A 22,310-nucleotide genomic window follows, 5' to 3' on the forward strand; every position below is an offset into this window, starting at 1 on the left:
GATTAGTATGTTTTGAAGTTTATGAAGGGGAGATCAAGTATTTTACCTACATGAGAGGATATCCACCGCTCCTGAAAGAGACTTCGCTCTCCGCGGGAAGCTGGTGAGCCTCCTCGGGCTACGCCCTGTGCGGTCTCACCGTTGCTTTTCCTCCCGCAAAGTAAGGATATTGTTAATCAGAAAATGGATACGTCCAGAAACGCTCGATCGTCAGCCATTTCCAGGCATCCTCGTCACCGTCGGCCCATTTTTGCTCCATTTCCGGTAGCATCCACGCGGTTTGTGAAAGATGAGCGTACATCGCCGCTTTTTTCTGTTCGGCAAATTCGCTGACATCAATTAACACATCAGACGGCCCGATTTCTTCTTCATGATGATTGGAGAATGCGATCGCGTATAATGGCGGTCTTTCCTCCTTATTGAGCTTGCTCATCGCGCGGACGACAGCGCGGGCGGTTGCTTCATGATCAGGATGGACAGAGTAGCCCGGATAAAAGGAAATGACGAGGGATGGCTTGATTTCCTCCAGAAGGTCAGACACTAAAGCGGTCATCTTATCATCATCCTCAAATTCAATCGTCTTATCCCTGAAGCCCATCATTCGTAAATCTTCGATGCCCATCGCTTCAGCGGCTTTTACGAGCTCTTTACGCCGAATTTCCGGTAAAGATTCCCGTGTTGCAAAAGGCGGGTTGCCAAGGTTGCGCCCCATTTCACCGAGCGTTAGGCAGGCATAGGTCACCGGGGTACCATTTGCCCTATGCATCGAAATCGTTCCGGAAACGCCGAACGCTTCATCATCGGGATGAGGGAATATAACTAAAACATGTTTTTCTTTCTTCATGAGCGGACACTCCTCTTATTCAAATGGCTGTTCACTAAGTTCCAATGCAACTGCAAGCTTGCCGTCAAAGCCATGGCCGGCCAAGAGCAGCCTTCCTTTTTCGTCAAGCTCGTAATGCGTAAGCCCTTCTGCATAAACCCAGCCGATCTTCAGCTTAAGACCGACGCGATACGGACCGGTCCCAATAATTTTTCCATGTTCATATTCAATTAGAGCATTGCGAATATACGCGCTTGCTGAAAAGAAATTTTCATCATGATGTGAGGCATACGCTCCATTTGTCGTTTCTAAATGAAGGTAAACCTCCCGCCGGGCAAATTGATTGAGGTAGGCTTGTACCTCGTCAAGTGAAATCAGTTCCATGTGCTCCTCCTTTAATCCTCACTGCTGGATGATTTATAATAAGTATAATCCAAGCTTTAGGAAACAACCAATGAATTGACTCATATTCGTTTGCTAAAGCAAAGGTTGTCATCATCAGACAATGCAATAGCGTAAGGGGGAGCCGATGAAGGAACATAACGAACACAATGAGAACGAGCAGCAAGAAGAAGAGTACGAGGAGCCGTCTCTTGAGGATTTTTTAGCAGAGGAAGAGGAGAGTGAAGAGGATCAGGCGCAGCGTGTTAAAAAGAAACGTTTGATCCGCCTTGGCGTCTTTATTATAGCAGGGTTGCTGCTCCTGCAAGGAGTGAGCAGTTTATTCGCTTATTTTTCCCGCGATGCGCTCGAACTGGCCCGGACGTCTGAGCAGGTCATTCAGGAAGAAGATGTCGAAGCGTATATGGAAGCGGTCGTGACGATTCAAGGCCAGGGAAACAGAGGAACTGGCTTTGCGATTACCCCCGACGGCTATTTGCTGACGAATCATCATGTCATTGAAAACAGGCAGCCGTTGGCGGTGACATTCCCGAATGGCGCGATTTACCATGCCGAAGTGGTTGAAGCGGTGGAGGAGGTCGATGTCGCTTTGCTGAAGGTGGACGGCGAACAATTGCCTTTCCTGCCTCTCCGTGAGAATTCCGCCGTTGCGGAGGAAGAGATTTTTGTGATTGGCAATCCGCTTACACAGACGCAAATCGTCAATCGTGGGGAGATTATCGAGAATCAGAGCGCCTATCAGACGATGAGAATTTCCAATTCCATTTTCCCCGGACATAGTGGAAGTCCTGTTTTATCGGCAGAGGGGGAAGTGGTCGGCGTCGTCTACGCCCGTTCAGTACCGGGACTGTGGAGTGGGGAAGAACGCTACGGACTGGCGATTCCCGTTGAAGAAGTTTTCCATGCGCTTCCTGACCTTGAGGAGATTCTATTCTAACCGAAAACGTGGCGAGGTGGGACAGAAGTCGAAGTTGAGCAGAAAAAACATCGGCACTGACTCCGTTCTGCGCTTGCTTCGAGCTGAGACAAAAGCGGTTAGCTACCCCTTTTGTCTCCAGCTCATCCTGTACGAAACGCTTTGCTTTTGCTAGAAGAGATAGTATACTGGAGGTAAAATAGGATACCTTAGTAATGTACAAGGGGGCAGGTTATGGATCACGTAAAAAAGGTCGACCATCGTCATGATAAGGAAAAAGAACAACTAGTAAATCGCCTGAAGCGGATCGAAGGGCAAGTACGTGGCATTCAAAACATGATTGAAAATGATCGCTATTGTGTCGATATTCTCATCCAAATTTCAGCGATTCAAGCAGCGATGAAAAAGGTCAGTCTTCATTTGATGGAGGATCACACGCGGCACTGTGTCAAGGATGCGATCCAGAAGGGAAATGGCGATGAGGCGATTTCAGAACTAATGGAAGTTGTTGAAAGGCTGACAAAAATTTAGCGTTGTCAACTATACCCTACTATGGTATTGTAATGATAAAGGAGTGATGAGTTGTGAAGATGATTGAGATTAAAGTAGAAGGTATGTCGTGTCAGCATTGTGTCGCAGCAATCGAAAACAGTGTCGGGAAACTGTCAGGGGTGGAAAGCGTTCAAGTCGATCTCGCTAAAGGGACGGCAAGCGTGTCTTATAATGAAGCGACGTTAGATCGAAGCTCGATCGAAAAGGAAATTGAAGAGCAGGGCTATGACGTCGTTTCTTCTTCATAATCAACGGCTCGTTCCACCTGTAGCTTCGAGGTTGCGCTTTCCTTTATCTGCGCAGCCTTTATTTCATTCATTTTATATACTATACGGGGGTAAGGAAAAATGAAGATGGATGAAGAACAAAAAATAACATTGTCGATTGCCGGAATGACTTGTGCCGCCTGCGCATCGCGGATTGAAAAAGGGATTAACAAGTTGGAGGGTGTGCACGAGGCGCAGGTTAATTTAGCGACGGAAAAAGCGACAGTTCTCTTTTCTCCTGAAAAAATTACGATTGATCAGGTCAGTGAGCGAATTGCGAAGCTCGGCTATGACGTAAGAAAGGAGCAAAGTGACTTTATTGTAGAAGGCATGACCTGCGCCGCTTGTGCGACGAGAGTCGAGAAGAAGCTATCGAGCCTGCCCGGAGTCGATAGCGCATCTGTCAATCTCGCGTTAGAACAGGCGCGTGTAACTTATATGCCAACGGTGATTTCTCCACAGGAGATGGAAGCGGCGGTCGAGCGGATCGGTTATCATCTTGAAGAGAAAACGAAATCGTCTGGTCACGCGGAAAAAAAGCAAGCGGAAATGAACAAGCAGCTTGTCAGGTTTTTCGCTTCCGCTATTTTGACACTTCCGCTCGTTTGGTCGATGGTCACACATTTTCACTTTCTGTCTTTTCTGTGGATCCCTGATTTTTTGATGAATCCATGGGTACAGCTCGCTTTGGCGACGCCTGTTCAATTTATTATCGGCGCGCCTTTTTATCAGGGAGCCTATCGTGCTTTGCGAGATAAGAGCGCCAATATGGATGTGTTAGTCGCTTTAGGGACGTCCGCTGCTTATTTTTACAGCTTGTTTTCTGCCTATGAGGCAAGCCGGGCAGGAATGATGATGGCGGAGTTATATTTTGAAACGTCTGCGGTTATTATTACGTTAATCGTCCTTGGGAAATGGTTTGAAGCACGGGCGAAAGGGAAGACGAGTAAAGCAATTGAGCAGCTGCTGCAATTACAAGTAAAGGAAGCAACCGTGCTGAAAGCCGGAAAAGCAGAAACGATTCCGCTTGAACAGGTAAAAGTCGGCGATCAGCTTTTGATCAAGCCAGGGGAAAAAATTCCGGTCGACGGCATTGTGCTACAAGGCCAATCCGCTGTTGATGAATCAATGTTAACTGGTGAAAGTGTCCCGGTTGAGAAGGAGCGGGGAGACGCGCTTATTGGATCGACTGTGAATAAAAATGGTTCACTGACGATGGAAGCGACAAAGGTCGGCACGGATACGGCCCTTGCTCAAATTGTGAAAATTGTCGAGGAAGCGCAAGGATCAAAAGCGAATATCCAGCGGCTTGCGGATAAAGTGTCCGGTATTTTCGTTCCAATCGTTGTCGGCATTGCGGTGTTGACGTTTTTCATTTGGTATTTCCTTGTTACGCCAGGTCAAGTCGGGGCGGCTCTGCTGCCGACGATTGCGATTCTCGTCATTGCCTGCCCATGCGCCCTTGGACTGGCGACGCCGACCTCGATTATGGCTGGTTCCGGGAGAGCGGCGGAGCTTGGCGTCTTATTCAAGGGTGGAGAGCATTTGGAATCCGCGCATTTGATTCAAACCATAGTCCTTGATAAAACCGGTACGATTACAAAAGGTGAACCGTCTGTAACAGATGTCATCGCAGTAGAACATGAACAAGAGCTTCTCCGGCTCGCCGCATCGGCAGAAAAAAATTCTGAGCATCCGCTGGCTCAGGCGGTTGTAAACCACGCGGAAGAGCTTCAGCTCACGCTTGCAAACCCGGACGCCTTTGAAGCGATACCGGGCCATGGTATTAAGGCGAAGGTGGAAGAGCATGAGCTTTATGTTGGCACAAAGAAATTGTTAAACGAGCAGGAGATTGACTATGTCGCTGCAGAAGAAACCATTGCGGCCTTGGAGGCCGAAGGAAAGACGGTGATGCTGATCGCCGTTAACGGGCACTATCGGGGCCTTGTGGCTGTTGCTGATTCAATTAAGCCGTCTTCCAAACAAGCGATCGAGCAAATGCAGCAGCTCGGACTTGAAGTCATTATGCTGACAGGAGATAATGAGCGGACGGCAAAAGCGATTGCCAAGCAAGTCGGTATAAAAGAGGTCAGAGCCGAAGTGCTGCCGGAGGAAAAAAGCGCGGTCGTGGACGAGCTGAAGCAGCAGGGCAAGGTAGTCGCCATGGTTGGTGACGGATTAAATGACGCGCCGGCACTGGCGGTTGCCGATGTCGGAATGGCCGTCGGTACGGGGACAGATATTGCGATTGAGGCTGCTGATATTACGCTGATGCGCGGTGACCTGTCGAGCGTCGTTGATGCGATCCTATTAAGTAAGAAAACGTTGAGAAATATTAAGCAGAATCTATTCTTTGCCTTTCTTTACAATTCGATTGGGATTCCGATTGCCGCTATCGGGCTGCTCGCACCTTGGGTAGCAGGAGCGGCGATGGCGTTCAGCTCGGTTTCCGTTGTTTTGAATGCTTTGCGTCTTCAAAAGGTGAAGCTGCAGCCGTTGGCGAAAAATCAATGAGGAGGTGGAAAGAGCGTGCAATCAGGTACAAGGAGAAGCGATATTAAAGCTGGAATTGAAGTCGAAATCGTCTTAAAAAAGGATCAGCGCACAGGTAAAACGACGAGAGGTACCGTCAAGGATATATTAACGAACTCCGCCACACATCCGCATGGGATCAAAGTCAGACTTGAAGATGGCCAGGTTGGACGGGTGAAAGCGATTCTTTCAAGTAAGGAAGAGCAATAAGAGCCGGTCAAACTTTAAAAGCACTGAAGACAAAACAAATTAACGCTACAAGGCTGGGACAAAAGGTTGTTTTTTTTACCTTTTTCCCAGTCTCTCTAAGCAATGAGCGGAATCGCCACGATCCTTTAAAGCCCGTTGTGAGGAAGCTGCTGAAAAAGTGAAAATCGTACTTTTTCAGCAGCTTTTTCGTAATGAGCGTAGCCGTTGCCTGATTTTGAAAGCCTTGCTACGAGTGGGTTTTTCGTAGTAAGGCGCGCAACGCGCGGAGCCATTACTCTTCTTCGAGTTACGGAAAAAGAGGTTTTTCAGTGGCCGCGTTGTGAGTGGGTTCTCACAACGGGCTTGTGGCGTGTGAAGCCATTGCCGCCAGTAGGTCCAAAGCTAATTTTGTCTCAAGCTCTTTAACAGATCATGGCGGGTATGCTTTTAAAAGATGATCAGCGCAAGAAAGGTCGAAATGAGGAGGCCAAGAATAACGGGAAGGAAGCTTTTGCGCACTAATTCCATGACCGGTACCTTGGCAAAGCCGGCAACGGCGACGAGCGATGACCAGGCAATTAATGTACCGCCTCCGACCCAGATTGATCCCATTTGGCCGATCGCAGCTAATGTGGCTGCATCGACGCCGACACTCTCACTTAATGCCCCGGATAACGCTCCCACAAGCGGCAGGCCCGAGAAGCCTGAACCATCAAGCCCGGTAATCATCCCAATGAGCAAAATACCGAACCCGGCGAGGAAACTGCTTTCCGGGATGGCCTGCTGTCCGGCCTGAACTAGGTCGAACAGAAAAGAAGGCGCTTCGCCTCCTTCGGCGATAGGGAAGATCCGCGCTGAAAATTCGCCGCTGCCGAGAAAGAAGAAGCCGGCAATCGGAATGACCGGGCCCATTGCTTTAAATGCAAAGACGAAGCCGTCGACAAGATAGTCGCTGCTTTTTTGCAAGGCGGTCTTCAGCTTCATGCTTGCGGTGGCGGCAATCAGCAATAGAAGAGCCGAGCCGCCGATTAACGCAGCCCCGGCCCCGCCTTCCATCGCGGGAAGCGCCGTTGAAAACTTTGAGATAATCATATAGGCGATAATCAGCAGGAAGGTCACCGGTACTAAAATCGCAAATGCCAATCGCTTCGCGGCAGTCGCCTCCTGCGCCGTTTCACTCGTTTGCCGATGACTGTTATCTGGAAGCTGAATATGCTTCCGCAAGAAAAAATAGGCTAAAAGCAGAGCGACGCCCCCGGTAATGAATGATAAAACAAGTGCTCTATCGGCAACCGATTCAACGGAAATTCCTGCGGCGGTTGCGCTCAGCATAGGAGCAATCTGAATCATGTAGTCGGATGACAGCGCCATTCCCTGACCGGCCAACGACATGGCAATTGCTGCGCCGATCGGCGGAAGTCCGGCTCTGATCGCCACGGGGATTAATAAGGCGGCAATCAGGGGAACGGCCGGGGTCGGCCAGAAAAATAACGACAGGGAATAAGTGACGAAAGCCAATATCCAGAATGAAAGATGACCATTTTTCATGACGCGCTGAAACGGGGTAATCATCTGGCGGTCAGAGCCGAGCGATTTCAGCGAATGAAGCAAAGCGGTCATAATCGTTATAATTAAAAAAATATTAAACAATTCACCAGCCGCTGTTAAGCTCGATTGAAAAATCGTCTGCAGTCCGCTGGCGAATGATCCGGTATAAATCCAACCAACTAAGAAAGTCATCACAATCGCCGGCACAACAACATTCTGTCTAAAGAGCATTGTCAAAATGATCAAACAGGTTCCGATCAAATAGATCCAATGAGAGGCTGTGAGCTCTGCCATTGTTATCACTCCTTTAGGATGCCAGCTGGACATTTGTACGATAGTCTATGTGGAAAGCGCGGAAATGGTGTCTGATGAAAAAAGAGGTTAGCTCTTTTGCCGAGACGGGTATGATACCTCTGTATAAAGGAGGGAAAGAACATGACAAAGCAACATGAGGAAAAACAGAAAAAACAGCCGGAACAGCAAGGTCAGAAAGGGCTTGACCAAACGAAGGAGCAGGTCGAGAATACCGGAAAGGACGGAACGATTGATCGGAAAAAGGATAAAGAATAACGAACGGCTTGTGGCGTGTGAAGCCATTTCCAGTAGGTCCAAAGCTAGTTTTGTCTCAAGCTCTGTTTTTTTGGTGCAAGGAAGAAGACTGTCGACTGCCGGATGGAAACGATGTCGGAATTTATGCAATTATAGGAAGATCACCCGTATTGCTAAAAATAACGATTTTATTTGATAGAATAGGGAGGATGATAGAACAAGAAACGGACAAGCCGTGCCGTTTCTTGCAATGATAAATACATAGAAAGAGGAGTGTTGGGATATGAATCGGATTGACGCGGACAGGAAAGCAGCGGTGATTGCCAGTCTGACAGTAAAATCAAAGAAAAAAAGAATTCGCCAAAAAGCGTTGAAAAAAGCATTGCAGCAAAGCGGCGGACAACGATACAGCGAGAGCGTGTCAGTCGCTGATTTGCCGGTTACCGTTCTCTTGCAGCTCGGAAAAGCGTTTTTAAAGGAAGAAGAGGCCGTCAAACATTATTACAATGCGGGCAAACCGGAGTTTTACAAAAATAAGACTTTATTGTGCGAGGTATTGGAGACAAAAGCGAGACAGCTGCCAGAAGCGCAATGGATCGCCTTTAAAGAAGAACTGAGCAAACAAAAGGCACAACGGTCCCGTACAGTAACCGCCAGATAGCCGAAACGGCCAAATGGTCAGAAGGGCTGGGCAAAAGATTAAAAAAACAACCTTTTGTCTCAGCCCCCTGCATCTTTCTACATTCTATTATCTCCAAAGATAATCAAGGATCTCCGGTTGAAATAAGTTGGTGTCGATGTTACAAACTTCGGCATCAAGTCCGTATTGCCAAGCGTACAAGAGCCCGCCTTCAGGACCTTCCATGGCAAATTCTTCAGGAGCCGTGGCTTCTGTTGTAATCCCGACCTGAGGCTGGTTGCTCCAGATGACGGTTTCCGCCAGGATTTCTTCGTTTTCCGCGACAGCCTGCTGGAATGCTGCGGTCAGCTCACTGTCAGCTGAGAAAACACCATAAATTCCAGATTGATAGGGAGAAGCGGAGATCGTGTCATGCCATCCAAGAATAAACTGGTGGTCGACCGGATAGATCGGCTCGATATCGGCAAACAGCGCCACGCCTTCCGGAATTTGATAATCATTTGCAAAGGCGATCGCCTGCTCTGCTTCAGCGACGCCGGCCTCATAGGTTGTCGCATCTTCAAAATGATTGTAGATCGGCAAAATCGCGATGTCGTTGGCGTGCAAATATTCAATCTCTTCGCTCGTTAAGCCATGGGACACACCTTCTTTGTCCACCATATAACGGCCAAAAACCGCAGGATCTCCAAAACTGCCGGTGATACAGTTCATGAAATCCTCATTGGCAATATTGACGGAATCAACCCCCCAAAGTGGAGAATCAGGTACCGGAGTTTCCTCATTTGGTGGCTCCGGATCTGGCCCATCTTTACTCACCAGGAAAAAAAGGCTAAAACCAGCGAAGAAAGCGATGATAAGCCCAAGAAATATTTGTCGGAAATGTTCTGACATATCGTAACTCCCTCCTAAGAGCTTTTTTAAAACCTGTCTGTTCATCTTATTGAGCTAGGTTCGAGAGCGTATAGGCTGGTTTACTTGTTTGGCGCTCCCATTTTTTAGCGAAAAGTGGTACGATAAAAGAGGACATGCTAATTTCTATTGGTAGTAAAGGAGAGGGACTATGACAGACAGGCTGGAAATTATCAAATCAACGAAGCGTAAAGCGAAGCCCGATGCTGGAAATCTAGTATTTGGAAAGCAGTTTTCCGATCATATGCTCATGATGGATTATTTGGAAGGCGAGGGCTGGATTAACCCGCGTATCGTGCCGTATGAGCCGATTTCCCTTGATCCTGCGGCAATGGTGTTTCACTATGGTCAATCCGTATTTGAAGGCTTAAAGGCTTACCGTACGGAAGATGAGCGTATTTTATTGTTCCGACCTGAAAAGAATCTGCAGCGCTTAAACCGTTCAAGTGACCGGCTGAGCATCCCGGCTATTGATGAAGAGAAAGTGCTTGGCTATTTGAAGGAGTTTTTAAAGCTTGAGAAGGACTGGATTCCAACAGCTGAGGGGACATCGCTTTATATTCGACCATTTATCTTCGCGACTGAGCCGAACTTGAGTGTCGCGCCGTCTAAGGCGTATACCTTTATGGTCATTCTCTCGCCGGTCGGCTCCTATTACGCTGAAGGCATCCATCCTGTAGGGATTTATGTCGAAAACAGCTATACGCGCGCTGTCCGCGGCGGAACGGGAACGGCGAAGACAGCGGGAAATTATTCAGCGGCCTATAAGGCGCAGGAACGGGCGACGGAAATGGGGCAATCCCAGGTGCTATGGCTTGATGGAGTCGAGAAGAAGTACATTGAAGAAGTCGGAAGCATGAATGTTTTCTTTAAAATAAACGGAGAAGTGGTAACTCCGGCGTTGAACGGCAGTATTCTTGAAGGCATTACCCGAATGTCGATCCTTGAACTGCTTAAGAGCTGGGGGATGAATGTCAGTGAACGCCGGATTTCGATGGAAGAGATTTATCAGGCGTACGAAGCTGGACAGCTGGAGGAAGCCTTTGGAACGGGTACAGCTGCGGTTATTTCGCCAGTCGGCGAATTGAATTGGGACGGGCGGAAAATGGTGATCAATGACCGCCAGACCGGCCCATTGTCAAAGAAGCTGTATGATACACTGACAGGCATTCAAACAGGGAGGCTGGATGATCCGTTCAATTGGACAACGGAAATTAAATAGTTGTTTCAAGGCTGTCTCATAAAGGATACTTCCTTTTGAGGCAGCTTTGTTTTACGTGTTGAAGATTGACAGTTCTTCTTGCTATTTGCGATAATGAAACGTCAATGCCTACGATATTAAACGACGGAGGTCTACCTTTGAAAGCAAGTCAACAATTACCTTTCGCATATGAATTACATGAATCTTTTTTTGAGAAATTGAATGAATGGATTGGGGATGTCTTTTATGATTTGTTGCCTGAAGCCGGAATGGAGCTTCGGGACGAACAAATTTTTATGGCGTTTCAACTGGAAAAGGCCTTTCGTGAGAAGAAAGTGATGTTTGCCGAGGCGGGAGTCGGCACCGGCAAAACGATTGTCTATCTGCTTTATGCGATCTGTTATGCCCGCTATATGAGAAAGCCGGCAATCATTGCCTGTGCGGATGAATCCCTGATTGAACAGCTTGTCAAAAAAGACGGAGACATTGATAAGCTGTCAAATTTGCTCGGCCTCTCCATTGATGTCCGGCTTGCTAAATCGAGGGAGCAGTATCTTTGCCTTGAAAAGCTCGAAGCAGAACGGTCAAGAGAGGACTATCCGGACCACTATGATATGGTTTACGATCGGCTTCCTTCCTTTGTTCACACGAATCAAACGATGCAGGCCTTTACGCCTTATGGCGATCGCAAACAATATCCTGAACTGGATGATGAAGCGTGGAGCAGAATCAATTGGGACACTTTTCAAGATTGCTTTGTCTGCAAAAAACGTCATCGCTGTGGTCAGACGCTTTCGCGTGAGGATTACCGTCAGGCGACTGATCTGATTATTTGCTCCCATGATTTTTATATGGAGCATGTTTGGACGTATGAAGCGCGAAAACGGGAAGGACAGCTGCCTTTTCTACCTGAAGCGAGTTCGGTCGTCTTTGATGAAGGCCATTTATTGGAAGTTGCCGCGCAAAACGCGCTCACCTATAAATATCGGCATAACAGTTTAGAAGAGCTGTTAACAAGGCTCTTGCAAAATGATGTGCGTGAACCATTTGCCGTTTTAATTGAAGAATTGCTTTCACAAAGCTTGTATGTCTCACAGCTGATCGAGCAGCACGCCCGTCCTGTGCCCGGGACAGTGCGCCATGAGCTGAAAACGGCTGCAGTGCTAACTGAGCTGCAACGGCTTGTCAGCTATATCGGCCAGCTTGAAGAAGAAATGGTGTTCGAGAGTGAGCTGTTTACGATTGATGACTATCAGCTGCGGATTGTCGAGGAGCATCTGGAAACGATCAAGCATGCGCTGACGCTCTATTTGCAGCAGGAAAATGTGATTTCTTGGGTTGAGCGTGAGGATGGACTGGTAACGCTTGTGATCATGCCGGAAATGGTGGAAGAAGTGTTGAAGGAACAGGTTTTCTCAAAGAATATTCCTTTCATCTTTTCCTCTGCGACACTTTCTGTCGACGGTTCTTTTGACTATATTGCGAGCAGTCTCGGGATTGAAGAGTACGTATCGTTTTCTGTCGACTCGCCATTTGATTATGCTGCGCAAATGAAGCTGTTTACGCCGCGATTGCTTACCGAGGACGTGTGGGAAGCAAAGCTTGAGTATGCTGTCAACCTGCTTGAAAAGACAGATGGCAGCGCCTTGCTGCTGTTTACGAACCACGAGGAATTGCAACGGTTTAAGCTGGCGGTCAAAAGCGAGCCGCGTCTGCAAAAGTGGCCGTTCCTCTTTGAAGGGGAGCAGGAAATCAGCCGGCTGATTTCGCTCTTCCAAGCTGATGTTCAGACGGTTCTTTGTGCCGTCAGCCTATGGGAAGGACTCGATATTCCGGGACCTTCATTATCAAATGTTATCATTTGGTCCTTGCCTTTTCCCCCGGTTGATCCGGTATTTACAGCAAAACGACACCGTGCGCGGAACCCTTACGCGGAGGTTGATCTGCCTTATATGCTATTGCGTTTACGCCAAGGCATCGGCCGTTTGATTCGCACTCATCACGATCAGGGAGTGGTTACGATCCTTTCACCTGAGCTCTGCCAGCAGCAGGAGCTTCAGTCGGCAATCAGAGCGAATTTGCCGAACGGTGTGCAGATGAAGATGGAAGGATTGGATGGTGAAATGCCGGATTTGCCTACTGTCGAGGCGAAGAACATGATAGAATAAAAGAGTAAGGTAGAAGCAAAGCTAGAGACGGAGGCAATAGGCAATGATTAAAGCGATTTTCTTTGATTTGGATGACACCCTGCTTTGGGATCAAAAAAGCGTGCAGTCTGCATTTGACGCGACATGTCAAGTGGCGGCCGAGAAGTACGACATTGATCCGAAGGCACTTGAGAAAGCGGTGAGAGAAGAGGCGAGAAAGCTGTATGCTTCCTACGAAACCTATTCCTTTACGCAAATGATCGGAATCAACCCGTTTGAAGGATTATGGGGAAATTTTCTTGACGAGGATGAAAACTTCAAAAAGATGAAAGAGGTCGTACCCGGCTATCGTAAGGACGCTTGGACAAATGGCTTAAAAGCGCTTGGCATTGAGGATGAGGCATTCGGCTATGAACTGGCTGAACGGTTTCCGCAAGAGCGCCGCAAGCACCCTTATGTCTACGAAGAGTCGTTTCAAGTATTGGACAAGCTGAAGAAGGATTACCGACTGTTGTTGCTCACGAATGGTTCTCCTGACCTTCAGCAGACGAAGCTTGCGATCACCCCCGAGCTTGTCCCTTACTTTGATCATATTGTCATATCCGGTGCATTCGGCAAAGGCAAGCCAGATCCGTCCATTTTCACACACGCCCTGGAAAAAATGGGGATCGAAAAGGACGAAGCAATGATGGTCGGCGATAATTTAATGACCGATATCCTCGGTGCTTCACGGGCCGGGATGAAGTCTGTCTGGATTAACCGCCACGACAAGCCAAAAAGTGATGATGTCATTCCTGATTATGAAATCAAGCATCTGGAGGAGCTTTACCCGATTTTGGAGCAAGCGTGACAGGCTCATCAATATTGAAGAACCGGTTGTTCAAATGGTTAATGTACCGTTTGAACAACTTTTTTATACTTGTTTTCAGCAAAATCATAAATGACGGCGAACGGCTATATGCTAAGAAAGAGAGAAGGAATGAAAAGGCGCCTTTACGGGTATAGAACGGGAAAGGAGGTTGCGGGATGGAGGATATTGTTGAAGTCATCATAGCCGAAATGATGAAATACGATTTATTATTGAAAATCAGTCTTGCCGCATTAGGCGGTCTTATTATTGGGCTGGAACGAGAGCTGAAAGGAAAGCCGCTTGGCTTGAAGACTTGTTTAATTGTCTCCGTGACGGCCTGTCTGCTGACGATTGTCTCTTATGAGTCAGCTTTTTTGTTTTCGGAAGCCTATTCGCGCCCGATGGACCCTGGCCGAATTCCGTCCTATGTGATCAGCGGGATCGGTTTTCTTGGTGCGGGAGTGATCTTAAGAAGAAATAATGATGCGATTTCCGGCTTGACAACCGCTGCTCTTGTTCTTGCTTCAGCCGGTCTCGGGATTACGTTTGGTGTCGGTTTTTACACCGAGGGAATTCTTGGTCTTATTTTTATGTTTCTTGGTGTCCGAATTATTCCTGATCTGTTTGAATGGATTGGGCCAAAGAAGCTGCACGAAATTGAAATCCGCGCGAAATTATACGTTGAAAAAGAGACGGACTTGACTGAGCTGCTGAAAGATATGAAACATCTCGGCTTTGGGATCAGGCGGGTCAAAGTCAAAGAGGAAGTGAATGATATCGTCATCAATTGCTTAATTGTCACCGATAAAAAAACGTACACGACCGATGTCTTTTACGCTTTAAAATCGTTGAAAACCGTTCTTCAGGTTGAAGTTGAGAACTTACAGTAAAAACAGGCACGTATATTCTGATCCCTTCCTCAAGATACTAACAAAAAACAAATGAGTAAGGGATGATGATATGAAAGCCGTCACGTATCAAGGAAAATATGTCGTGCAAGTAAAAGAAGTGAAAACACCCGATATTCAAGACCCGGAAGATGTCTTTGTCAAAATTACTTCGACGGCAATATGCGGCTCCGATCTTCACTTATACCAGGGAAACTTCCCGCTGCCGATCGGCTATGTAATCGGCCATGAGCCAATGGGAATCGTTGAAGAGGTGGGCCCCGCGGTAACAAGTGTCAAAAAAGGGGACCGGGTCGTCATTCCGTTTACTGTTGCGTGCGGACGCTGTATCTATTGCGATCATAAGCTGGAGAGCCAATGTGATAATGCCAATCCTCATTATGATTCTGGCGGTTATTTTGGTTATTCCGAAAAATTCGGCAATCATCCAGGCGGGCAGGCTGAATATTTACGGGTGCCGTTTGGCAATTTTACGCCTTTCCGTGTACCAGATGATTGTGAGCTTGAAGATGAGCAGTTGTTGTTTTTATCCGATGTCCTGCCGACGGCCTACTGGAGCGTCGTCAATGCCGGCGTGAAAAAAGGAGACACGGTAATCGTATTAGGCTGCGGGCCGGTCGGGATGTTTGCCCAGCAGTTTGCCTGGCTTCAAGGAGCAAAGCGGGTAATTGCAGTCGATTATATTCCGTACCGGCTTGAGTTCGCCAGAAAAGTCAACAAGGTCGAGGTTTTTGATTTTACGAAGCATGAAGACATGGGGGAAGTGTTAAAGGAAACGACGAAAGGCGGCGCGGATGTTGTCATCGACTGTGTCGGAATGGATGGCAAGAAGTCACCGCTGGAATTCATTGAGCAGAAGATGAAGCTGCAAGGGGGAACACTCGGTCCGATCCAAATATCGACAAAAGCAGTCCGCAAAGGCGGAACGGTCCAAATTACCGGCGTTTATGGCGGACTGTATAACATGTTCCCCTTAGGTCCATTTTTCACAAGAAACATTACGCTGAAAATGGGACAGGCGCCGGCCCGTCATTTTATGCCAGACATTTACAACCTGATTACGAAAAACCAGCTCAACCCTTCCTCGATCATTACCCATTCCCTCCCGCTTGAACGGGCGGCGGAAGGCTATGAGAAATTTAATAACCGGACCGATGATTGTCTGAAGGTTGTGTTGAAGCCTTAGATCGCTTTGCCGGCCAGCCAGCCCGGAGAGAGGAGCGTAATCCTCCCCGGGCTTTTGTGGTATGATAGAGGGTACTTGAGCAAGGAGGGAAGCAATTGACGAATAAAAAAGTGATGCTCGTCGACGGAATGGCGTTACTGTTCCGTTCTTTTTATGCCACGGCGATGAGCGGCTATTATATGGTAAACAGCAAGGGGATACCGACGAATGCGATTCACGGCTTTGTCAAGCATTTGTTCTCGGCGACGAACAGATTTGAACCGACCCATGTGATTTGCTGCTGGGATATGGGCAGTCAAACTTTCCGCAATGACATTTACCCTGCTTATAAAGCGAACCGAGGCGAGCCGCCGGTTGAGCTTATTCCGCAGTTTGATTTAGCAAAAGAAGTAGTTGAAGAGCTTTCGATTCCGAACGTCGGCCTGCCGAATTATGAAGCGGATGATTGCATCGGCACATTGGCGCAAAAGTACGCGGAAGAGGCGGAAGTCATGATTTTAACCGGCGATCAGGATATTCTGCAATTAATCGCAGACAACATTTCGGTGATTTTGTTGAAAAAAGGGATCGGCCATTATCAGGTTTATAATCGAGAAAGTTTTTTCGCGGAAAAAGCGATCCACCCCCATCAGATGGTCGATTTAAAAGCATTTATGGGTGATAGCAGCGATAACTATCCCGGAGTAAAAGGAATTGGGGAAAAAACAGCACTGAAGCTGCTGCAAACCTATCAATCTATTGAAGGTGTGCTGGCCAACGTCGAGGCGTTAACGCCGGCTCAGCAGCGTAAAATCCAGGAAGAGAAGGAGATGCTTCACCTTTGCCGCAAACTGGCCCAAATCCATTGCCAAGTTGAGGTGGACTGCTCCTTGGAGGATGCCCTTTATCAAATTGATCATGAACGAATGCAGGCAAAATTCGCTGAGCTTGAGCTGAAAAATCTCGAGCAGCTTATTACCGGCTAGCGAGATGGAGGAAGCTGCTGAAAAAGGACGATGTTCACTTTTTCAGCAGCCTCTTTTTATTCTTTTTCCGGCCGATAAAGAGGGATTTTGACCGAAAATTTACTGCCGATTCCGTCAGCCGTTTGAAAGCTGATCGAACCTCCCATCTCAGTCAGCAATTGTTGAACGAGTGTGAGTCCGATTCCGGAGCCTTCAACATGAGAAGCATGCGCCGGAGAACGGTAAAACGCCTTAAACATCTGTGCCTGATCTTCCTGTGAAAGTCCAAAACCAGTATCAGCAATCGTAATTGTGAGATGATCGGATTGAACTGAATAGCTGATGCTCACCTGTCCCTCTTCATAATTGTATTTAATCGCATTTGAAAGCAGGTTAAGAATGACCTGATTAAACCTTATTTTATCTGCTTTGATGGCGGGAACCTGTTTTGCCGTAGCGTAATGATGGATAAGGATATGCTTGCTTTCGGCAAATGGTGCTAGTAACTTGATACAGCTTGTGACGGCTTCATGGGCGCTTATTTTTTCAAGCGTCATCGCCGGTTTTCCCGCTTCGATCCGGACAAGCTCTAAAATCTGGTTAATTAAAGTGAGTAAGTGTCGACTGGCATGAACAATCTTTGTAAGGCTCGTAACCTGGTTTTCTGTCAGCTCCTGCTTTTTGTCGAGTAACAAAATTTGTGAAAAGCCAAGAATGGAGTTCAATGGAGTGCGCAGTTCATGGCTCATCATCGAGAGAAAGTCAGTCTTCGCTTTGTTCGCTTTGTCAGCTTCCTGCTTGGCTTGAAGCAGCAGTTCGTTACTGCTGATAAGCTCATTGTTTTTTTCTTTCAGCTCGATTATGAAAAAAAGCCGTTCCATCATTGCTGCAACCTGTCTGCACACTTTATCAATTAGCTGCAGCTCACTTTCGGTAAATGTCGAGCGCCGCTTTGAGCCGAACGAAAGAGTGCCGAGCAGACGATTATTCGAAATGAGCGGATGACAGACATAGGCTTTTATGCCGAGCGAGCGAATCAGTTTTGTACTCCGATCGTCGTTTGTGGCGACGTGTTCGGCTATCCGCATCTGCTTTTCAGCTGCCACTTTCCCACAGATCGCTTCGCCGAGCTGAAGGGAATGAAGTCGGGCGGCGATATCGGCGGAAATACCGGTATAATTCATTAAATGAAGCTCTTTTCCGCTCTCGCTGTATCGGTAATTAAAATAAACATCAAGGTCTAAATAACGGGAAAGGTGCGCAAATAACGTATCGAACAGCTGCTGTGGTTTTTCCTGCAAAATTAAATCATGACTCGTTTCCGTGAGCACGGTCAATTCCTTAATATGGGCGTCTAACGCTTCTTCTATTTCAATCTCACATGTTTTATCTTTTAACAGAATAATAGTATGATTTATACAGAAGGACATTTCAACATGAAGCAAGCTCTTTTCGTCCTCCAGCTTTTCAACAAAGTGGAACGGCTGCTTTCTTTGAGCAACGGTCCAAAGCTTTTTCTGCAATTGTTCTGAAAAAGCCGGGGGAAGGGTATCCCAGAAGCTGTCTCCGATCGTCGCTTTTTTGAGGGCAGTGCTGCTAAATCTGGTTTCCGATGGACTGAGATCCGTAATCTGCCAATTGTGATCGACGATCATGTATACGTGTTCAGAGTGGAGCGGGGAAAGTGTCGTAGGGGGCATCATCATTGAGTCCACCTCCATTGTGCCCCTATTCTACAATATAAATATTAAGGATCATAGTTGTTTTTTCTACCAGTAATGTTACATTATTGAGAGTAAAGGCTATAAGCACAGTAGTAAACTGGTTAACCTGTTTCATCATGGCAGTCTTCTGAGAAATATAATGAAAAGAAGGGGTAAGATGGAGAATTTAAAGGTAATTGTAGCTGATGATCATGCGGATTCACGCGAAATCCTTATTGAGTTTATCAATCATTTGCCTGATGTTACGGTTGTAGCAGAAGCAGTTGATGGAAAAGAAGTAGTGGAACAGGTTTTATCTCATAGAGATGTGGACGCCGTTTTGATCGATATTCGGATGCCGAAGCTTAATGGGATGGAAGCAATAAAGATTTGTCTTGAATACGTTCCGCAGCTGAGATTTATTTTTATTACAGGCTATGATGATTACGCGGTGGAAGCGTTTACGATTTCTGCGACGGATTATATTGTGAAGCCGGTCGAGGCCGGACGTCTGTATAAAGCACTGGCAAAAGTAAGAGAGAGGAAAGAGTTGGCCAATAACAATAGAAATGATTCACAGCGAATGATTATAAAAAATAAAAAGCTGACGTATTATGTTCCTATTAACGACATTTTATTTATTGAAAAAAACGGCAAAGAAGCACTTGTTCATACGAAAGACAAAACCTATGTCACATTGGAAACATTGGATTCACTGGAAAAAAAGCTTACTTCCTCCTTTTATCAATCTCATCGTTCCTATATTATCAATATAAATAAAATCTCGCATATCGAATCCTCAGGAAGAACATACTTAGCCTATTTTCTCGATTATGATAAAGCGGCTCACATCTCAAAGCACCGGATTCATACGACTCATCAAAAATTACTTCGCTAACGTTGCAGGGAACGGGACAAAGGTTGTTTTTCACCTTTTGCCCAGCCCCTTGGTCATGGTCAGTCTTGTCTCACCCTTTGTTTCCTGAAAGGTTGTGAAAGGGTTCAATCACTTACTAACTACTTCCTTTGTTTTCGTATGGGGTACATAAAACGGACTACTTGGGTGCTGTATCTATTAGACAGGAAAGGGTCCGAAAAGGTAAAATTTTCAACATACGCATTTTAGTCAAAAAGGGAGTTAAGGACTGGGTGATAACGGAAGAAGCACTATATACGAAAACGATTTTAATCTATCAGGAGTACAACGGTTATAAGCTCCTGTTTGAAACCGTGTTGAGAGATTGGGGATTTACAAACCTGGATGTCGTTGAAAGTCATGAACAGGTCATAACGAAACTGAAAAGCAAACCGGTTGAACTGTTAATTTATGATTTTATTAATCATGAAAGCGTCCATACGTTTTCAAAGGTGCATAAGCAACTTTGTCTGCCTTTTACGATTTGCACCGCTTTTCAAAACTTGAATATCCGCGAACAATTACGTGATTTTCCACATGTTGATTTTGTCGACAAGCCTCTTGATATTCATCTGCTTCGAGAAGTCGTATACCACTGTCTAAAAGAGCGAATAACGCAAAAAAACGGATATTTTTCATGAAAGTGAGAAGAGATGAACGAGATTTTTTTTGTGCTTATTTTAGTTAGTTTCGCGTGGTTACTGGGCTATTTATATCAGGGGTTCAAAAAGTGGAACAGGGTGGATGTACTCGTCTATATCGTCATCATTGTTTTACTTGGCGCCTTTGCGTTCTCAGGTCTGGCACGATCGTTGTCCACATCACCGGCTCTGTACACGGGTTTTGTTTTTCAGTATGCGTTGCTCGCCGGCGTGATGCTTCTGCTTGGCTATTGGCTGAATGGGAAAGCGCCACAGACGGACCAGTCGCGGAAAAAGCGGGAGAACTCTGGTGAACAGGATGATTCATTTTGGATTTTTGTTTGTGATGAGAATGAAACGATTCTGATGGCCAATCGCGTCCTTCTTACTTTTTCAGCCGTTCCGATTAAGCGACTCACCAGTCATACATTAGCGGCTTTTGTTGCTCCTTCATCGCGTGAGAAAGCGAGCGCACTGATAGACGAAAGTCAGAAACATCAATGGGCGGAAGCGGTGCTCACTTTACAAAACAGGCAAGGGGATACATATGAGATCTTTTTTACGGTTTATTGCTTAAAAGGGAAAGGGGAAGGAAGCTTTTTGTTTATCGGCAAGAGCATCCAGCAGCACAAAGCGCTGACGTTGGCAAAGGCGAGGGCGGCTTTTGAGAAAGAGTTTGAATACGCGTCGCTCTTGTCCGTTCAATTGGCACATGAATTAAAAATCCCGCTAAACAGCATTCTCGGTTATGCTCAACTGATGCAGCTTGAAGCCGATCGTAACAATCGGAAGCAGCAGGAACGTCTCGAGAAAATTATCAAATCCGGAAAGCATATGCTTTTTCTACTCAATGCGATGAGCAGGAAAAGAGGGAAAACAGGACAGCTTCAAAAGAGGGAGAAGGTGAATGTTTTTCAGGTGATTGATGACAGTATCATGTTTGTCTATCCGTTCGCGTTGGAAAAAAATATTGAAATCATACGGCAAATGGACGAAGAGCATGAGCTGTTTTTACAGGTCGACCGGACGAAATTCATGCAGATCCTGCTGAACCTGCTGACAAATGGGATTAAGTTTAATAAGAAGAATGGAACATTAACGATTCAGACGGAACGAAAAGAGGATCAGTTTCGGCTGATGATCACAGATAGTGGTTTTGGCATTGCCGAGGAGAAACTGGAAGACATCTTTCATCTTACCGGCCGCGCTGATCATGATGAGAAAGAAGGGCAGGGGATGGGCCTTGCTTTGACGAAAGGGCTAGTAGAAGAAATGGGGGGAGAGATCACCGTGGAGAGCAGGCTCAACCAGGGAAGTACATTTTCTGTCAGTCTTCCTTTACACGGGAGTAAGCATAAAATGGACTGATGTGCATATGGTAATTCCAAAGGCGAGGAAGGTGGGATGACCTACATGCACAAGCATATTGTCAAACCGGGGGAAACGCTTTTTTCGATTGCGGAGGATTACCGTATTGCCTTCAATACCCTCCTGCAGGCAAATCAGCTTGCTGATCCAAATACGCTATATGTCGGTCAGACGCTCGTTATTCCGGGGTTGCCCGACCCTGATCAATTGCCTTATTCTATTTCAGTCTCGTTGTTAAACAGAACACTGACCTTATTTCAGTATGGTGCTGAGGTTAAAACCTATCCGATTGCGGTTGGCAGAATGCTGAATGAAACGCCGACGGGAGATTATGTCATTATTAATAAAGCGCCGAATCCGGGAGGTCCCTTTGGAGCGATGTGGATGTCATTATCGAAAAAACATTACGGTATTCACGGCACTAACGATCCTTCTTCAATCGGGAAAGCCGTATCAAAAGGCTGTATTCGGATGTTCAACGAGGATGTGATTGAACTGTCCCAAACGATTCCAATTGGAACAAAGGTTATGATCAGGCCATAGCATAATGGGCGAAAGGTTGAAGGGCTGACTAGCATAAAGCAAGCAGGAAAGAATCTGTTTCCCTGCTTGCTTTATAGCTATGTGCAAAATTTCCTCTCCACAGGATCGCGCCAGTAGTATCGTCTTACTGCTCAGGAGAAGTATGCTCAGAAATATTCGACAGCGCTTCGCCGGCTTCATTTTGATAAATCGCTTCTGTTGCCAGGTCTCCCAGCGCGACCATACCGACTAATTGGCCGTTATCGACGACAGGAAGACGGCGAATTTGATGCTGAGCCATTAAAGCCGAGGCTTCATGCGCATCCATCGAAGGAGAGGCAACGGTTAAGTTTGTTGACATACATTCGCGCACCGGCACATTTGTTGCATTGCCTTCCGCTGTAGAACGCAACGTAATATCGCGGTCGGTGATCACTCCTTGCAGCTGACCATTTTCCACTACAGGAACAGAACCGATATTGTATTGTTTCATTAAGGCCGCTGCTTCCTGGATCGTTTGATCTCCGGTGACTGAAACAACATTTTTTGACATGAGCTGATCTAGATTTGGCATCCTGGTCACTCCATTCAAGTTAGA

23 protein-coding genes are annotated in these 22,310 nt (G+C 46.6%); 17 read left to right on the plus strand and 6 right to left on the minus strand.

What is annotated here, in order from left to right; translation table 11 throughout:
* Nucleotides 1–172: 172 nt before the first annotated feature.
* Nucleotides 173–844 (minus strand): bacillithiol biosynthesis deacetylase BshB2, encoded by a 672-nt coding sequence (gene bshB2 / locus ABMB67_RS01155; RefSeq protein WP_354570852.1) that lies wholly within the window; start codon nucleotides 842–844, stop codon nucleotides 173–175.
* Nucleotides 845–859: 15 nt separating this feature from the next.
* Nucleotides 860–1,207, minus strand: coding sequence for a YojF family protein (locus ABMB67_RS01160; protein WP_354570853.1), 348 nt, complete (start codon nucleotides 1,205–1,207; stop codon nucleotides 860–862).
* A gap of 145 nt (nucleotides 1,208–1,352) precedes the next feature.
* Between ABMB67_RS01160 and ABMB67_RS01165 the strand changes: the two genes are divergently transcribed.
* From ABMB67_RS01165 to ABMB67_RS01185, 5 genes are all read left to right on the plus strand, one after another.
* Nucleotides 1,353–2,162, plus strand: coding sequence for a S1C family serine protease (locus ABMB67_RS01165; protein WP_354570854.1), 810 nt, complete (start codon nucleotides 1,353–1,355; stop codon nucleotides 2,160–2,162).
* Between the two features lie 213 nt (nucleotides 2,163–2,375).
* Complete coding sequence (locus ABMB67_RS01170; protein ID WP_251222747.1) at nucleotides 2,376–2,672, plus strand: metal-sensing transcriptional repressor; 297 nt, start codon at nucleotides 2,376–2,378, stop codon at nucleotides 2,670–2,672.
* Nucleotides 2,673–2,731: 59 nt separating this feature from the next.
* Nucleotides 2,732–2,941 (plus strand): copper chaperone CopZ, encoded by a 210-nt coding sequence (gene copZ / locus ABMB67_RS01175; protein ID WP_285890310.1) that lies wholly within the window; start codon nucleotides 2,732–2,734, stop codon nucleotides 2,939–2,941.
* A 105-nt stretch (nucleotides 2,942–3,046) separates the two neighbouring features.
* Nucleotides 3,047–5,473: a heavy metal translocating P-type ATPase gene (locus tag ABMB67_RS01180; RefSeq protein ID WP_354570855.1), complete on the plus strand. Its 2,427-nt coding sequence runs from the start codon at nucleotides 3,047–3,049 to the stop codon at nucleotides 5,471–5,473.
* A 15-nt stretch (nucleotides 5,474–5,488) separates the two neighbouring features.
* On the plus strand, nucleotides 5,489–5,701 hold the full coding sequence (locus ABMB67_RS01185; RefSeq protein ID WP_354570856.1) for a YwbE family protein: 213 nt from the start codon (nucleotides 5,489–5,491) through the stop codon (nucleotides 5,699–5,701).
* 426 nt (nucleotides 5,702–6,127) lie between these two features.
* Here ABMB67_RS01185 and ABMB67_RS01190 read toward each other — a convergent pair whose 3' ends face one another.
* Nucleotides 6,128–7,522 carry a hypothetical protein gene (locus tag ABMB67_RS01190; protein WP_251222743.1) on the minus strand — a complete coding sequence of 465 codons (1,395 nt, stop codon included), beginning with the start codon at nucleotides 7,520–7,522 and terminating at the stop codon, nucleotides 6,128–6,130.
* Between the two features lie 141 nt (nucleotides 7,523–7,663).
* Here ABMB67_RS01190 and ABMB67_RS01195 point away from each other — a divergent pair, with 141 nt between their 5' ends.
* Nucleotides 7,664–7,798, plus strand: coding sequence for a hypothetical protein (locus tag ABMB67_RS01195; RefSeq protein ID WP_285890298.1), 135 nt, complete (start codon nucleotides 7,664–7,666; stop codon nucleotides 7,796–7,798).
* Nucleotides 7,799–8,060: 262 nt separating this feature from the next.
* On the plus strand, nucleotides 8,061–8,438 hold the full coding sequence (locus tag ABMB67_RS01200) for a hypothetical protein (RefSeq protein ID WP_251222742.1): 378 nt from the start codon (nucleotides 8,061–8,063) through the stop codon (nucleotides 8,436–8,438).
* Between the two features lie 87 nt (nucleotides 8,439–8,525).
* Here the strand turns inward: ABMB67_RS01200 and ABMB67_RS01205 are convergent, their stop codons facing one another.
* Nucleotides 8,526–9,308 carry a glycoside hydrolase domain-containing protein gene (locus ABMB67_RS01205; RefSeq protein ID WP_251222741.1) on the minus strand — a complete coding sequence of 261 codons (783 nt, stop codon included), beginning with the start codon at nucleotides 9,306–9,308 and terminating at the stop codon, nucleotides 8,526–8,528.
* Nucleotides 9,309–9,477: 169 nt separating this feature from the next.
* Here ABMB67_RS01205 and ABMB67_RS01210 point away from each other — a divergent pair, with 169 nt between their 5' ends.
* From ABMB67_RS01210 to ABMB67_RS01235, 6 genes are all read left to right on the plus strand, one after another.
* On the plus strand, nucleotides 9,478–10,548 hold the full coding sequence (locus ABMB67_RS01210) for a branched-chain amino acid aminotransferase (protein WP_251222740.1): 1,071 nt from the start codon (nucleotides 9,478–9,480) through the stop codon (nucleotides 10,546–10,548).
* Nucleotides 10,549–10,652: 104 nt separating this feature from the next.
* A complete protein-coding gene (locus ABMB67_RS01215; RefSeq protein ID WP_390188786.1) occupies nucleotides 10,653–12,695 on the plus strand; it encodes an ATP-dependent DNA helicase in 2,043 nt (680 codons plus the stop codon).
* Nucleotides 12,696–12,738: 43 nt separating this feature from the next.
* A complete protein-coding gene (locus tag ABMB67_RS01220) occupies nucleotides 12,739–13,524 on the plus strand; it encodes an HAD family hydrolase (RefSeq protein WP_354570858.1) in 786 nt (261 codons plus the stop codon).
* Between the two features lie 176 nt (nucleotides 13,525–13,700).
* Nucleotides 13,701–14,414, plus strand: coding sequence for an MgtC/SapB family protein (locus ABMB67_RS01225; RefSeq protein ID WP_251222737.1), 714 nt, complete (start codon nucleotides 13,701–13,703; stop codon nucleotides 14,412–14,414).
* 70 nt (nucleotides 14,415–14,484) lie between these two features.
* Nucleotides 14,485–15,618: a zinc-dependent alcohol dehydrogenase gene (locus ABMB67_RS01230; protein ID WP_354570859.1), complete on the plus strand. Its 1,134-nt coding sequence runs from the start codon at nucleotides 14,485–14,487 to the stop codon at nucleotides 15,616–15,618.
* Nucleotides 15,619–15,731: 113 nt separating this feature from the next.
* Nucleotides 15,732–16,583, plus strand: a complete 852-nt coding sequence (locus ABMB67_RS01235) for a 5'-3' exonuclease (RefSeq protein WP_354571118.1) — start codon at nucleotides 15,732–15,734, stop codon at nucleotides 16,581–16,583.
* A gap of 56 nt (nucleotides 16,584–16,639) precedes the next feature.
* On the opposite strand, the gene ABMB67_RS01240 is transcribed toward ABMB67_RS01235, so the two are convergent.
* On the minus strand, nucleotides 16,640–18,268 hold the full coding sequence (locus ABMB67_RS01240; RefSeq protein ID WP_354570860.1) for a GAF domain-containing sensor histidine kinase: 1,629 nt from the start codon (nucleotides 18,266–18,268) through the stop codon (nucleotides 16,640–16,642).
* Between the two features lie 175 nt (nucleotides 18,269–18,443).
* On the opposite strand from ABMB67_RS01240, the gene ABMB67_RS01245 reads away from it, so the two are divergent.
* The 4 genes from ABMB67_RS01245 to ABMB67_RS01260 all read left to right on the plus strand — a co-directional run bounded on the left by ABMB67_RS01245 (nucleotide 18,444) and on the right by ABMB67_RS01260 (nucleotide 21,733).
* The gene (locus tag ABMB67_RS01245) at nucleotides 18,444–19,163 is read left to right on the plus strand and encodes a LytR/AlgR family response regulator transcription factor (RefSeq protein ID WP_251222734.1); all 720 of its coding nucleotides are present in this window, start codon (nucleotides 18,444–18,446) and stop codon (nucleotides 19,161–19,163) included.
* Between the two features lie 251 nt (nucleotides 19,164–19,414).
* Nucleotides 19,415–19,822 carry a response regulator gene (locus tag ABMB67_RS01250; RefSeq protein WP_251222733.1) on the plus strand — a complete coding sequence of 136 codons (408 nt, stop codon included), beginning with the start codon at nucleotides 19,415–19,417 and terminating at the stop codon, nucleotides 19,820–19,822.
* A 12-nt stretch (nucleotides 19,823–19,834) separates the two neighbouring features.
* Nucleotides 19,835–21,190, plus strand: a complete 1,356-nt coding sequence (locus tag ABMB67_RS01255; RefSeq protein WP_251222732.1) for a sensor histidine kinase — start codon at nucleotides 19,835–19,837, stop codon at nucleotides 21,188–21,190.
* A gap of 45 nt (nucleotides 21,191–21,235) precedes the next feature.
* Complete coding sequence (locus ABMB67_RS01260; protein WP_354571119.1) at nucleotides 21,236–21,733, plus strand: L,D-transpeptidase family protein; 498 nt, start codon at nucleotides 21,236–21,238, stop codon at nucleotides 21,731–21,733.
* A gap of 124 nt (nucleotides 21,734–21,857) precedes the next feature.
* Here ABMB67_RS01260 and ABMB67_RS01265 read toward each other — a convergent pair whose 3' ends face one another.
* Nucleotides 21,858–22,286 (minus strand): CBS domain-containing protein, encoded by a 429-nt coding sequence (locus tag ABMB67_RS01265; protein ID WP_251222731.1) that lies wholly within the window; start codon nucleotides 22,284–22,286, stop codon nucleotides 21,858–21,860.
* Nucleotides 22,287–22,310 lie beyond the last annotated feature (24 nt).

The sequence above is a fragment of the Halalkalibacter oceani genome (assembly GCF_040544555.1).
GTDB lineage: Bacteria > Bacillota > Bacilli > Bacillales > Bacillaceae_D > Halalkalibacter > Halalkalibacter oceani.

Bases quoted from the DNA above. Each gene is read 5' to 3' on its own strand.
- ABMB67_RS01235 (WP_354571118.1), top strand. From the start codon at position 15,732: ATGCTCGTCGACGGAATGGCGTTACTGTTCCGTTCTTTTTATGCCACG.
- ABMB67_RS01245 (WP_251222734.1), top strand. From the start codon at position 18,444: ATGGAGAATTTAAAGGTAATTGTAGCTGATGATCATGCGGATTCACGC.
- ABMB67_RS01180 (WP_354570855.1), top strand. From the start codon at position 3,047: ATGGATGAAGAACAAAAAATAACATTGTCGATTGCCGGAATGACTTGT.
- copZ (WP_285890310.1), top strand. From the start codon at position 2,732: ATGATTGAGATTAAAGTAGAAGGTATGTCGTGTCAGCATTGTGTCGCA.
- ABMB67_RS01260 (WP_354571119.1), top strand. From the start codon at position 21,236: ATGCACAAGCATATTGTCAAACCGGGGGAAACGCTTTTTTCGATTGCG.
- ABMB67_RS01255 (WP_251222732.1), top strand. From the start codon at position 19,835: ATGAACGAGATTTTTTTTGTGCTTATTTTAGTTAGTTTCGCGTGGTTA.
- ABMB67_RS01230 (WP_354570859.1), top strand. From the start codon at position 14,485: ATGAAAGCCGTCACGTATCAAGGAAAATATGTCGTGCAAGTAAAAGAA.
- ABMB67_RS01195 (WP_285890298.1), top strand. From the start codon at position 7,664: ATGACAAAGCAACATGAGGAAAAACAGAAAAAACAGCCGGAACAGCAA.
- ABMB67_RS01225 (WP_251222737.1), top strand. From the start codon at position 13,701: ATGGAGGATATTGTTGAAGTCATCATAGCCGAAATGATGAAATACGAT.
- ABMB67_RS01170 (WP_251222747.1), top strand. From the start codon at position 2,376: ATGGATCACGTAAAAAAGGTCGACCATCGTCATGATAAGGAAAAAGAA.
- ABMB67_RS01200 (WP_251222742.1), top strand. From the start codon at position 8,061: ATGAATCGGATTGACGCGGACAGGAAAGCAGCGGTGATTGCCAGTCTG.
- ABMB67_RS01205 (WP_251222741.1), bottom strand. From the start codon at position 9,308: ATGTCAGAACATTTCCGACAAATATTTCTTGGGCTTATCATCGCTTTC.
- bshB2 (WP_354570852.1), bottom strand. From the start codon at position 844: ATGAAGAAAGAAAAACATGTTTTAGTTATATTCCCTCATCCCGATGAT.
- ABMB67_RS01215 (WP_390188786.1), top strand. From the start codon at position 10,653: ATGCCTACGATATTAAACGACGGAGGTCTACCTTTGAAAGCAAGTCAA.
- ABMB67_RS01165 (WP_354570854.1), top strand. From the start codon at position 1,353: ATGAAGGAACATAACGAACACAATGAGAACGAGCAGCAAGAAGAAGAG.
- ABMB67_RS01265 (WP_251222731.1), bottom strand. From the start codon at position 22,286: ATGCCAAATCTAGATCAGCTCATGTCAAAAAATGTTGTTTCAGTCACC.
- ABMB67_RS01240 (WP_354570860.1), bottom strand. From the start codon at position 18,268: ATGATGATGCCCCCTACGACACTTTCCCCGCTCCACTCTGAACACGTA.
- ABMB67_RS01220 (WP_354570858.1), top strand. From the start codon at position 12,739: ATGATTAAAGCGATTTTCTTTGATTTGGATGACACCCTGCTTTGGGAT.
- ABMB67_RS01210 (WP_251222740.1), top strand. From the start codon at position 9,478: ATGACAGACAGGCTGGAAATTATCAAATCAACGAAGCGTAAAGCGAAG.
- ABMB67_RS01190 (WP_251222743.1), bottom strand. From the start codon at position 7,522: ATGGCAGAGCTCACAGCCTCTCATTGGATCTATTTGATCGGAACCTGT.
- ABMB67_RS01160 (WP_354570853.1), bottom strand. From the start codon at position 1,207: ATGGAACTGATTTCACTTGACGAGGTACAAGCCTACCTCAATCAATTT.